Origin of the sequence: Candidatus Binatus sp., from assembly GCF_036567905.1 — a bacterium.
In the GTDB taxonomy this organism is placed as follows: Bacteria; Desulfobacterota; Binatia; order Binatales; family Binataceae; genus Binatus.
This window is the reverse complement of sequence record NZ_DATCTO010000031.1, coordinates 1-12,081: the sequence shown is the minus strand read 5'-3', so window position 1 is coordinate 12,081 and position 12,081 is coordinate 1. Positions and strand designations below refer to the sequence as shown.

The following is a 12,081-nucleotide window of genomic DNA, read 5'->3' as shown; positions in this document are numbered from 1 at the left end:
GCCCCAACACCTTCGCGCAGTTGAGCGCGCACGCGCGTCGCGCGCTCAAGCGGATGCGCCGCAGACCCTCCCTGGTCATGGCCTTCTGGCAGCAGGCCGACCTCTTCCCCTTGTAAGTATATTATGCGAAGCTCAATAGGTGGTCGCGGTCAGTGCCGGACAACACCTCGCGATACAGCGTGCCAGGCTGCCCGAAGTCGTCGTCGTTGGCGTGTTTTACGTACGCGGTTCGCACTATCTCGCCCGTTTCGATCTGCCAATTCGGGAGTTCGTAGGCCGGGTCTGCCTTGGGCCCGCCAAACGAGTTGGGTGCATAGACCGGATCGGGCGGATTGCTGTGGCGCATCGCGCCGTCGCGGTTGTAGCTGTGTAGAGGAGACAGGGGCCGGTTGACCGGCAACTCAAGATAATTGGTGCCGATGCGGTGGCGGTGGGTGTCGGGATAGCTGAAAAGCCGGCCCAGGAGCATCTTGTCGGGACTCGGACCGATACCTCGGACCATATTGGCCGGCTCGAAGGAAGCCTGTTCGATCTCGGCAAAATAATTCTCCGGATTGCGATTCAGTACCATGCGGCCGATCGGGATTTGCGGATAGTCCTTATGCGGCCAGACTTTGGTCAGGTCGAAAGGATTGAAGCGATAGTCGGCCGCATCCTGGAAGGGCATGATCTGCATCTCGAGTCGCCACTCCGGTGCGTCGCCCTTGGCGATCGAGTTGTACAGATCGCGCAGATGGTAGTCCTTGTCCTCCGCCGCCATCGCCCTGGCGTCGGCGTCGGTGAAATTTTCGATGCCCTGCACGGTTTTGAAGTGGTATTTGACCCAGAACTTTTCGCCGCCCGCGTTCTGCCACAGAAACGTGTGGCTGCCGTAGCCGTTCATGTGCCGCCAGGTTCGCGGAATGCCGCGATCCGTCATCAGGAACGTCACCTGATGCGCGGATTCAGGCGATAAGGCCCAGAAGTCCCACTGCATATTATTGTCGCGCAGATGATTATCGGCGCGGCGCTTTTGCGAATGGATGAAGTCCTGGAATTTCTGCGGATCGCGGATGAAAAAAATCGGCGTGTTGTTGCCGACCAGATCGTAGTTGCCTTCCTGGGTGTAGAACTTGAGCGCGAACCCGCGGGGATCGCGGACGGTATCGGCGGATCCCGCTTCTTGGGCGACCGTGGAAAACCGCGCCAGCATGGGCGTCCGCAGGCCCTTCTTGCTCAGGAAATTTGCTTTGCACCAAGGTGTCACGTCCTCGGTGACCTCGAAGAAGCCGTGAGCGCCTCCGCCTTTAGCGTGAACCACACGTTCGGGGATCCGTTCGCGGTTGAACTGAGCCATCTTCTGGATCAGGTAATGGTCTTGCAGCAGGATCGGACCATTCGGGCCGGCAGTAAGTGAATTTTCGTCGCTTGCGGCCGGAATGCCTGCATCGGTGGTCGTTATAGGGGGTGTCTTATCGGCCATGGTCATCTCCTTTATTAACCGGGATTCCCATATATGGACCTATTTTGAATCCTGAATCAGACTCGCACCCACGCTGGGCGGTTTGCAAACGCGAAGTTCGAGCCCGGTCTTGAGGCCAAAGGTGGTCGATTAGACCATAATCTCTCCACGTGAAGATCACGTGCGCTGAGCGAAGCACCCGCCGCATTCGCACGGGTGACGGTCACACGTCGGCCGTTCGTCGTATTGGAATCGCCTCCGATTGATTCATCGAGATGGGCTGCTAGGCTTGCAACCTGCGACGGATCAAACCTGACGGGCGGTATTTCGATGGCCGAAAAGTACGACCTCGACCTCTTCGTGATCGGTGCTGGTTCAGCCGGTGTACGCGCGAGCCACGTCGCGGCAAGTCTCGGCGCGCGCGTCGCCGTCGCCGAGGAGCGCTACCTCGGTGGGACCTGCGTTAACGTCGGCTGCATTCCGAAAAAACTGCTCGTGTATGCCTCCGAGTTCAGCGAGGCGTTCGAGGATTCCGCCGGCTTCGGCTGGACCATCGATGAGCGCCGCTTCGACTGGAACAAGCTAGTCGCGAACAAGAATGTTGAAATTACGCGTCTCAACGGTGTCTATGAGAACCTGCTAATCAACGCGGGCGTGAAGATACTCAGGAGCCGCGCGCGGATCGTTGACGCACATACTATCGCGATCGGCGGCGAACGCGTCGCCACCAAATATATTCTTGTGGCAACCGGCGGATGGCCGACGGTCCCGCGAATTCCCGGCGCCGAACTCGCAATCACATCGAACGAAGCATTCTATCTCGATCGGATGCCGGAGCGGATAGTCATTGTTGGCGGTGGCTATATCGGCCTCGAGTTTGCGGGAATCTTCCATGGATTGGGCGCGCGAGTCACGGTGATCCATCGCGGTGAGATCTTCCTGCGCAGATTCGACGACGATTTGCGCGTCGCACTGGCGGCAGAGATGCGCAAGCGCGGAATCGACCTGCGCTTCGAAACCCTCGTCAGCCGAATCGACCGGGGCGACGGCGGAGGCGTGCACGTCACGCTCACCCAAGGCGCCTCGGTCGATGCAAGTCTCATTATGTTCGCGACTGGGCGTACCGCGAATACGCATGGAATCGGACTCGAGGATGCGGGCGTGATGCTCGATGGGGCGGGCGCGATCGTGGTCGATCGCTATTCGCGTACATCGGCCGAGAATATCTACGCGATCGGCGACGTGACGAATCGCAAGAACCTGACGCCGGTCGCGATCGCCGAAGGGCGTGCGGTGGCGGAGACGCTCTTCGGCAAGCACGCGATGAGCGTCGATTACGACAACGTGCCGTCGGCGGTCTTCAGCCAGCCGACGATCGGAACAGTCGGTCTGACCGAGGTGGAGGCGCGTCAGCGTTTCGGCGAAATCGATATCTACAAATCGAACTTCCGTCCCCTGAAACACACGCTCAGCGGCCGCGACGAGCGTACCTTCATGAAGCTGATCGTCGATCGCAAGACTGATCGTGTCGTCGGCTGTCACATGATGGGTACTGACGCGGGCGAGATAATCCAGGGCTTTGCCGTTGCGCTGCAATGCGGCGCGACCAAGGCGCAGTTCGACGCAACGATTGGAATCCATCCGACCGCGGCAGAGGAGTTCGTCACGATGCGTGAGAAGGCGCCGGCCTGACGCGAGGCATTAGCGGTACGGATATAGGATGTAGACGAGGGTCGAGAGCGGGAGCATGACAACTTTCTAGTATGCTGTCCCGCAAATACGTTTAACTTAAATCGACCAAAAATGCCCACATTTGCTGCTTTTCTTAGGCATCTTATTTACGGGACACCACACTAGCCGCCGGCGCAAAAACTGGCCCCGGGTCGCCGATTGAACGCGACGGCAGGCCGATAGTGGAGTTTTCGTGGATCGGATATGACGAGTGAACCTCGAATCTCTCGTGACACCGCCAGTCCGACCCCCATCTCCGCCACCGAGTCCCCTATCTCTGGGGACCTTCCCCTCAAATTCCCGAAATAGCGCGGGGACCCGGCGTCATTTACTCATCTGACGGCACTGGAGAAAGTGTCTTTCGAGTAGTTCGTGCGCAACATGCCGGCAATTTCTCTGTTGGTAAGTGAGGCGGTTCCGTCCATGCCTGACGCACCACAGATCGACTCGTCGATCGATCCATCTTCAAAAGAGAACGGTCGGGCTTGGACGGTGGAGGCTTGGACGATAGAGGAAGGTTGAGGGCCGCGTCCCACTAATCCCTTATCGAGAGCTTCGCGCGGGACGGGGCTATCTCATAAGATAATAGGGTGCCCTCTCGCGCGAACTCACGGCCCCCGGAATGTCACTGATCGATACGATTCTTGGACGCCGGCTTGCCTCCAGCGAGGCGGGCCAGCAACGCATCGGAACCGCCGCCGGCGTGCCGACCTTCGGACTCGATGCGCTCAGTTCCGCCGCATATGGTCCCGAGGCGGCACTGACCGTGCTGCTGCCGCTCGGTGCTGCGGGACTGACGTTCATCCTTCCGATCACCGTGGCCATCGCCATTCTGCTCGGCATCATCTACATCAGTTACCGGCAGACCATCGCGGCGTATCCCAGCGGCGGCGGCTCCTATACGGTCGCGCGCGAAAACCTCGGCACGAACGCCAGTCTTCTGGCCGCGGCCGCCCTGATGACGGACTACGTGCTGAATGTCGCGGTCGGAATCTCGGCCGGCATCGGCGCGTTGATCTCGGCCGTACCGGCCCTTCAGCCTTACACACTCATGCTATGCCTCGTCATTCTGATTCTGCTGACCTTCGTGAATATGCGCGGCATCGGCGAGGCGGGCACGCTGTTCATGCTGCCGACCTGCGCCTTCATTCTGAGCCTCGGCGCGATTGTGTTCTGGGGTATCTTTGCAACGATTTCCTCGGGCGGGCATCCGCACCCCGTGGTTTCCCCGGCGCATCTCGCCAAAGCCACCGAAGCCGTGGGCGCGTGGGTGCTGTTACGCGCGTTCGCGAGCGGCTGCACCGCAATGACGGGCGTCGAGGCGGTCAGCAACGGCGTTCAGGCGTTTCGCGAGCCCGTAGTGCCGGCCGCGCGCCGCACTCTCACGATCATCATTGTCATCCTGATGGTGCTGCTGCTCGGCATCGCCTACCTCGCGCATGCCTACCACATCGGCGCGACCCAACCGGGGACCTCACAGTACCAGAGCGTTCTATCTCAATTGATCGCCGCGGTCGCCGGCCGGGGAATCTTTTACTGGGTAAGCATCGTTTCGATTCTGCTGGTGCTGTGCCTGTCGGCGAATACTTCATTTGCCGACTTCCCGAGACTTTGCCGCGCCGTGGCCGAGGACGGCTATCTGCCTCGCTCGTTCGGCAACCAGGGGCGGCGGCTGGTCTACTCGGAGGGCATCTCGCTCCTGGCGATCCTATCCGGAGTCCTGCTGCTGGTGTTTGACGGTGTCACCGACCGGCTGATTCCGCTGTTCGCAGTCGGAGCCTTTCTGGCCTTCACCCTGTCGCAGAGCGGGATGGTCGCGCATTGGTGGAAGAAGCAGGAGCGCGGTGCGCGCGCCAGCATGGCGGTGAACGGGCTGGGCGCAACTGCCACTGCCGTGACGGTAGTGGTCGTGGCTGTCGTCAAGTTTATGGCCGGCGCCTGGATGGTGGTGCTGCTGGTGCCGTCGCTGGTCGTCCTGATGCTCGCGGTCGGCCGCCATTATCGAAGAATCGACCGAGAAACTGCGGCGCCCGGCAATCTGAAACTCGATAATTTGCAAGAACCCATAGTGATAGTGCCGATCATCGAGTGGAGTACGATCGCAAAGAATGCCTTACGGTTCGCGATGACGCTGTCGCGCGAGGTCGAAGTGCTGCATATCGAAAGCGAAGAAAGTACCAACTCGCTCAAGCGGGTTTGGCCGTCGCGCGTGGAAGAGCCGGCGCGTGAGGCGAAGCAGACCGTCCCGCGGCTGACGGTGCTCAAGTCACCGTTTCGATTCGTGGTGCAGCCGATCATCGATCATGTCCTGGAGATCGAGCGTAAGAACCCGGATCGCACCATCGCGGTGCTGCTCCCGGAGCTCGTCGAACGGCAATGGTACCAATATTTTCTTCACAACCAGCGCGCCCGGATTCTCGCGGCTCGTCTGCTGACGCAGGGGACGCACCGAATCGTGATCGTCAATGTGCCCTGGTATCTGCGTTAGCGGCGGTGAAGGCAGGTTGCCGGGTCAGGAAGACGCGGAGCGGTGATCTTACCAATTGAAGTGGGCGAACGACCCTCGAACGCAGCTTCATCCGGCTCAAGCATTCGAGGACCGCTGTCCTTACCGAAAACCCCGATCCGAGGTTCCCCCATCTCATTTTCAGTCCGAATCGACAGCCAGGAACAGAAGCTATAAAACGCGCGAGCGTGCCGGGAACACCACGGCGGACCATACCAAAACTACGGACTTTTCGCCGCTTTCGGGGTTTTTAGTAGCCACAGGCCTGTTCGGGATCTGCGTGGGAGCCTCCACGACCATTCCAACCTCGCGATCGGATGCGATGCTCCCATGAACCCGAGCATCCCGAGCATCCCGAGCATGCCGCGGCTGCGGCTTCATCGGCGGGCTCAGGTCCGCCCGTATCGCTCAGGCGACCTTGCTCATCTTCGCCGCGCCCGCATGCCACTTGCGCATGTGATCCTTGTGGCTCTTCAGATAAGCGGGGCCATCGTAATACTTGTCGTAAAACTCAAGCTCGATGTGCTGCGCTTGGATGTAGACATAGAGCACCGCCGGCGGAGCGAACGCGGGGAAGGTGCCGAACGTATCCCAGACATAGCGGCAGGTCTCCTTGCAGATCTGGATGGTCTTTTCCGGCGTGTGCGGTACCTGGCGGAGGAAGTCTGCGCGGTTCTTGTACGGCGCCGGCTTTTTCGCGAAGGGGTTGAAGGTGCCGTTGGGGCCGAACTTCTTCGCCACCACGGCATCGACCGCCGCGTCCATGTCCTTGTAGTAGGGCGGCCGGAAGGTCTCGAACTCGCCGTCGATTCCGATCGGCGCAGGGAAGGCGTCAGGGTTCTTCGGGTTCGACTCGAAGCGAAAGCCGAGCCCGCAGCCTGTCGGTGTACCGCCCATGACCACCAGGCTATTCATTCCGCCGTACAACCATCCGCCCAGGCCCAGCGCCTGCTCGGCCAGCAGTATGTTGTGGCCGATGAACGCGCCCTCGGCGCCGGCAGTGGCAAGCATCATTTGGTTCTCGAACATCGAGAGCGGCACGGGGGTGTTGACCCAGCCCTCGCGAATCCAGCGCTGGTCGATGCAGGGACGCATATTGTTGCGATCATCGACGACATATTGGCCCAGGTCCGCCTGCAACATCACGGCATTGATCATTTCCTCGGTGATGTCGGTCACCGGCATGAACAGAGTGGTGCCGGGCATGTTCGCGTTCCAGAGATTGAATGACATGATCGCGCCGGTATTGCGCGGGATATCGAGCCTGCCATCGAACAGCTTGACGCGGTTCTGACGCACGAAATCGAGCAGCCGATCGCGATCGCTCTTGGAGGCGACCTCCTGCAAATGCACCGGTTGCACGTCGCGCAACTTCATCAGGTAAACACCCTCGTCATTGCTATAAAAGAGTTCGGTGCCGTGATTCCCGCACGGGCTCGCCCAGGTGCGCCCCACGTGCTCGACCATCGTATTGCACATCCCGTCCCAGTTCTGGACGTCATCGAGATTGTCCGGGCGCGGCGTGTGCGGCATGTCGGACAGGTTGAGGCCCGAGATACCGGTGCCAGCAGCGATCAGGATCGCTTCCTCAACTTCATCGAGCGGCAGCGGCGGGTGCTGCGACTTGTGCTTGTTGGGGCCCTCCTTGATCTCCATGCCCAAGCCGAAGCGGCGCGAGCGCCGGTTGAAGATTGCTTCAAAGAGCGGGAAGTTGAACGCCTCGTCGACCTGTTCGAGTTCCGACAGTTTGATTTCATCAGCCATGTCAATATCCTCCTGCGCTTGCCAGCGCGCTCTATTGTGGCTTCGGTACCGGCGCGGGCGCGGCGGCTTGCGCGCCGGGCGCCAGCCGTCGGCGGCGATCTTCCTCGACCAGGCCGACCAGGTAGCGGAAGGCGAACAGCGCGGCGAAATCGAGCACGTTGGCGCTCACCTTCATTGTGCCCAGCATTTGCCGCAGTTCATCGACGCTGAGCATGGTCTTGGCCGACCACACTCCCATCTTGCCGGTCATTACGAGTTCGCCGTTCTCAACCGCGACGTCCTCGATCATCATATTGAAATTCCCGGCGCGCGATTTAATTCGCATCTTCCGATCTCCTCGCTTCAGCCGTAGCGGTAGGTCATGCCGAATCCGCCACTTGGGTATCGCCACGAGATGTTGTGGAACGGGCAGATGATCCGGCAGGTGCCGCACTCGATACAGTTGCTCCAGTATATCGTCGTGTGACCGTTGTCCTCGACTTTGTAGTTTTCAACCGGGCATGTCACCGTGCAGGGTTTCTCGATGCATTTGAGGCAGACCCCCTGATCGATGATCTTGAGGTGCGGACTTCCTTCGTCCACCTTTATCACCAGGGTCGCGAGTTTGTCATCGCGGCCGAGCAACTTGGGCGGGCCTAGGAAGTTCGCCAACCCGGTGGGCTTCGCAATGTCGGATGGGCCTTTGACTTCCGCTGCCATTTCAACCGGTTCTCCTTCCCCGGCCTCTGCCCTTAGAACATGGCCGCCTTGGCGGCATCGAGAAGGTCCAGGCCGAAGCTCATCAGCCCGAGCTCGGCGAGCACGTGGTCCGCGACCGCCAGCTCAAGCGCGCGCTTGGGCACCTGCATCCCGTCATCGGTGGGCGCCACAGAAAACAGCTTGCGCGCGAGCTTGATGAATTCGTAGGGGTATTTGTTGAAGAACTGGGGATGGGTCTCGGCCATCCGCGTCAGCCCCTGATAGCGATCGTAATCCTGCCACGCGAAGCTCTCGCGAAGCCGGCTCGCGTAGGGCTCGAGCGCCTTGGCCGAAAAGTTGCCCGCCTTGTGCGCCTGGAGAATCGTCTCGGCCGCCATCACGCCCGAGGCCATCGCCATATTGGTGCCCTCGTGGAATAGCGGGTTCGCATTGACCAGCCCGGCGGCGCCGCCGATTACGACAATCCCGTCGCCCACGAAATGCGGCAGATCGTGCGGCGTCATCTCCGGAATCAGATGCGCCGAGTACTCCTCCGGCGTGGTGCCACGCAGCAGACGGCGCACCACCGGATGCATCTTGAATTCGTTCAGCAGCTCGTCGGGCTGGATGCCCAGCGCTTTGAGTGCGCCAAGCGGGATCCCATAGCCTACGGAAATCGTGTCGCGGTTGGTGTAGAGGAAGCCCGCCCCCATCGCGCCCCGCACCGCGCCGCCGCCGAGATACTCGTACGCCGCGCCTTCATCTCCTTCCAGCGAAAAGCGATCCTCAATGACTTCGCGCGGCAGGGAGACGACCTCCTTGACGCCGAGGATCACCGAGAGCGGAAGCTCACCGCGAAGCCCCGCCGACTGCGCGATCAGCGAATTGGCGCCGTCGGCGGCGATCACCACGTTGGCCAGCACCTCGCCACCCTCGCGCCGCGCGCGAACTCCCACCACCCGGCCTTCGCTCGCGATTACCTCGTCGACCACCGTCTGAGTGACCAGCACTGCGCCCGCCTCTTCGGCCTTTTTGGCAAGGTAGCGGTCGAATATCGCGCGCAGGGCCGTGAACGAATGGTTGTAATAAGGAGGCTCGAAATCGAGGAACTTGAACGAGAGCGCAAGCTCATTGCTCTCTGAAAGCATCGAGAAACGCTTTTCGATGATGTGGCGCTCGACGCAGTTTGCTCCCGGAAAGTCCGGGAAGTACTTGCTGAGCACGGTCGTATAGAGCACACCACCGAACATCGCCTTTGAGCCCGGGTAGTCGCCGCGCTCGAACATAATAACTTCGAGCCCGCCCTTGGCGAGGATGTATGCGGCAATCGAAGCGCCCGGCCCCGCTCCAACGATCGCTACGTCACAGCGTTCGGCCATCCGGCCCCCGGCAGTCTTGCTGAACACAACCAGAAATTGCAGCGCACCCAGCGTGTCACGACGGTCTAACGCTTAGCGCGGATGAGCCGATGCGCGCAAACAGCGCCTGCCGCTACTGAATATCACGTCTGAGCCGAAATTCTAGCGGCTGCGAGAATCGATATTGAATTGATCGGTTTAAGCGAGGCCGGAGGCGATCTGAACCACAAACGGCGGACCTGATCGAGATCGGAAAACATCCGATACTAAAGTCTTCAGGCGACGGCGTACCGGCCGCCGCGCAACCATTGGTGAGCAGGAATCCGGGACGAATCAGGCGGCGAGGCGTTCGTAGCGGTGATGCAGGCCGCCGACCTGAGGGATGGCGATCACCTTTCCGATCCGGCGCGGCATGATCGGGCGCGGGTCCGGGCAATCCTTATCGAGCGAAAGATGAGTGCGGGCGCGTTGGTAGTAGTCGGCGTACGAGGACAGGACGCGGCGCAGATGGCGCTCGTTGAAGATCACGATGTGATCCAATCACTCGCGGCGAATCGAACCGATCACGCGCTCGACGTACGCCTTCTGCCAGGGTGATCGTGGCGCGGTGATTACCTCCGTGATCCCCATCCCTTCGACTCGGCTGCGGAAGCACGCGAGACCATCGAAGCGTGGCGATACGATTACAATCACATGCGACCGCACGGCAGTCTCGGCGCCTTGACGCCGACCGAGTTCGCGGTGCTTAAAGGACAGGAAATGCAACCGCCCCAGGAGGGCGAAAAAACCGGCGGACTCTACTTATGATTGGCGGGAAATTGTGGGGCAGGCCACTAATAATCGCGGAAACATGCACCTAAAACCCGTGAGCCCATCAGTCGGCGATTGCTAACTATTGCCTCGCTATATTCTCAACGGTAATCAGCAGTCCAGGTATAACTCGCAGAATTCCGAATAGCGACGGCAATCCTCGATTGATTAGATGAACACCGTGCGCTGCCGCCAAACCATTTTGTTGGGAGCTTCGCTCAATCAGCGCAAAAGGTACAAAGAATGACGCTGGATGCGTTTCAGGCTTCTCCACCCGATGGGCTTCCGCCTGAGCCGGCAAGTTGCCTAGTCGGACGCGGTTGATCTCATTCTCCAGTTCTTGACCTATTGTCTCCGCTTCGATCTTTTTGGCGTCGGCTCTTGCCCGCTCGGCATCGGCTCTTGCCCGCTCGGCATCGGTTTTTGCCCTCTCGGCGTCGCTTCTTCCCTTTTCGGAACTTCGCTTCTGCCAATTCAGCGTCAGATCGATAGCACCTGTGAGGACGTCCGTTCCTGCTATGACAGGAGCAGAAATCACACCGACCCCGCACGTAGCGAGTAGGCCCAACCCGCCGAGGATCAAACCAGAACCCGTTGCGAGAAAGTCCACCGAGCCTGCGGCAACCCGTACAGTCGGCATCACGGCATCCGCGCCAAAGGAGCGATTTGCCGCCAAAAGCGATGTAATGAGTTCGGTCAGCGCCAATGAGGTGGCTGCGACTTCGGAAAGTGGCAGCCCACCATCGCAGGCACCGCGCATCGCCGGGTGGTTGAATCGAACAAGAAATTCGCGCGGCTCTAGCAGACTACGGTCAAAAGGCAACACTCCGCTTTGAACGAGATGGACCATCTCATCGTCTGAAGGATCGATTCTTCGTAAGAGGTGCGGGAGTATCTTGGCGCCATTTTGAGTTACCCAAGAATCGGCCTCTTCCACGGGTCCATCCTCTGCGTCTCCGCGTAAGAGCAACGGCCTATCGTCACGTATCGCGGCCTCGCGGATGATCTCAAGCCGATCGGGTTCGGCAAGTTTAAGAATCAGCTCTCGCAATACTTCACTCGGCATGGCGGCTCCTCTAGGGCATCTTGCCCCGACCGGCTGAACATCGAACGTACATTCGCCCATAATTTATCCGGAAAAGCAAAAGGCGAAACGAAGCACAAAGGTGTCTCGGATTCCACAGACCGATCGTCGAGTGCGTGGTGGAATTTCTCCCCTGACGGCAATATCCACGTCGATATAGTCCCGATCAGCACCGCTGAGTATTCCAAATGGTTTCGCCATCGCTGGGACGAATCGGTTACATGGATAACTGAACCGATCGAATGAATATTTGTCGCGCGAGTCAGCCTGCTCGCGCACCAATGCGTCTGCTACATTGCGGGGATGCGTCGTGTTCGAGCATCCGCCATCCGAAGACTGCGGAGCCTTAAGAATATCTCCTGGCTCACCGCGCCCCAGCTCGAAAAGCTCTCCGCCGCGCTGACCGTCAGCACGGTCGAAAAACGCGCGATCATTTTCGACGAGAAACATTCACCCGATTCCGCATACATCCTGCTGGCAGGAGTGGCGCGAATCACATGCCGCAATCGCAAGGGTCAGCGTACCTTGGTGATCATGGTCGCGCCCGGCATGATCCCCGGCTTCCCGCCGCCGGTACCCGGCATCAGTTACAATTTTCGCTGCGAAGCGGTTACCCCTTGCCAGATAGGGACGATCGATCTTGAGTCCTTCGTCGAAATATCGCTCGGAATCGCTTCGGCAGACTTCAAACGGTTGGCGGCGAGCTACA

At 59.8% G+C, this 12,081-nt stretch carries 12 protein-coding genes; 4 read left to right on the top strand and 8 right to left on the bottom strand.

Translation table 11 applies throughout. The annotated features are described in order from the left end of the window. Positions 1-121: 121 nt before the first annotated feature. Positions 122-1,462, bottom strand: a complete 1,341-nt coding sequence (locus tag VIO10_RS04440; protein WP_331959954.1) for a catalase — start codon at positions 1,460-1,462, stop codon at positions 122-124. A gap of 309 nt (positions 1,463-1,771) precedes the next feature. On the opposite strand from VIO10_RS04440, the gene gor reads away from it, so the two are divergent. Together gor and VIO10_RS04430 are read left to right on the top strand one after the other, a co-directional pair. Continuing rightward, the gene (gene gor / locus VIO10_RS04435) at positions 1,772-3,133 is read left to right on the top strand and encodes a glutathione-disulfide reductase (protein WP_331959951.1); all 1,362 of its coding nucleotides are present in this window, start codon (positions 1,772-1,774) and stop codon (positions 3,131-3,133) included. A 661-nt stretch (positions 3,134-3,794) separates the two neighbouring features. Then, the gene (locus tag VIO10_RS04430) at positions 3,795-5,660 is read left to right on the top strand and encodes an APC family permease (RefSeq protein ID WP_331959948.1); all 1,866 of its coding nucleotides are present in this window, start codon (positions 3,795-3,797) and stop codon (positions 5,658-5,660) included. A 426-nt stretch (positions 5,661-6,086) separates the two neighbouring features. On the opposite strand, the gene VIO10_RS04425 is transcribed toward VIO10_RS04430, so the two are convergent. The 6 genes from VIO10_RS04425 to VIO10_RS04400 all read right to left on the bottom strand — a co-directional run bounded on the left by VIO10_RS04425 (position 6,087) and on the right by VIO10_RS04400 (position 10,183). Then, complete coding sequence (locus VIO10_RS04425) at positions 6,087-7,442, bottom strand: hypothetical protein (protein WP_331959945.1); 1,356 nt, start codon at positions 7,440-7,442, stop codon at positions 6,087-6,089. Positions 7,443-7,473: 31 nt separating this feature from the next. Next, positions 7,474-7,767 carry a hypothetical protein gene (locus tag VIO10_RS04420; protein ID WP_331959942.1) on the bottom strand — a complete coding sequence of 98 codons (294 nt, stop codon included), beginning with the start codon at positions 7,765-7,767 and terminating at the stop codon, positions 7,474-7,476. A gap of 17 nt (positions 7,768-7,784) precedes the next feature. After that, the gene (locus VIO10_RS04415; protein WP_331959939.1) at positions 7,785-8,141 is read right to left on the bottom strand and encodes a ferredoxin family protein; all 357 of its coding nucleotides are present in this window, start codon (positions 8,139-8,141) and stop codon (positions 7,785-7,787) included. Positions 8,142-8,173: 32 nt separating this feature from the next. Next, a complete protein-coding gene (locus VIO10_RS04410; RefSeq protein WP_331959937.1) occupies positions 8,174-9,499 on the bottom strand; it encodes an FAD-dependent oxidoreductase in 1,326 nt (441 codons plus the stop codon). A gap of 312 nt (positions 9,500-9,811) precedes the next feature. Beyond that, positions 9,812-10,006, bottom strand: a complete 195-nt coding sequence (locus VIO10_RS04405) for a hypothetical protein (RefSeq protein ID WP_331959934.1) — start codon at positions 10,004-10,006, stop codon at positions 9,812-9,814. Between the two features lie 12 nt (positions 10,007-10,018). Beyond that, on the bottom strand, positions 10,019-10,183 hold the full coding sequence (locus VIO10_RS04400) for a hypothetical protein (RefSeq protein ID WP_331959931.1): 165 nt from the start codon (positions 10,181-10,183) through the stop codon (positions 10,019-10,021). Here VIO10_RS04400 and VIO10_RS04395 point away from each other — a divergent pair. Then, the gene (locus VIO10_RS04395; protein WP_414645315.1) at positions 10,142-10,285 is read left to right on the top strand and encodes an integrase core domain-containing protein; all 144 of its coding nucleotides are present in this window, start codon (positions 10,142-10,144) and stop codon (positions 10,283-10,285) included. The genes VIO10_RS04400 and VIO10_RS04395 overlap by 42 nt on opposite strands. Positions 10,286-10,370: 85 nt before the next feature. Here the strand turns inward: VIO10_RS04395 and VIO10_RS04390 are convergent, their stop codons facing one another. Then, positions 10,371-11,354: a hypothetical protein gene (locus VIO10_RS04390; protein WP_331959928.1), complete on the bottom strand. Its 984-nt coding sequence runs from the start codon at positions 11,352-11,354 to the stop codon at positions 10,371-10,373. 321 nt (positions 11,355-11,675) lie between these two features. Here VIO10_RS04390 and VIO10_RS04385 point away from each other — a divergent pair. Beyond that, positions 11,676-12,081: cyclic nucleotide-binding domain-containing protein (locus VIO10_RS04385; protein WP_331959926.1), on the top strand; the 406-nt coding region annotated here is incomplete at its 3' end.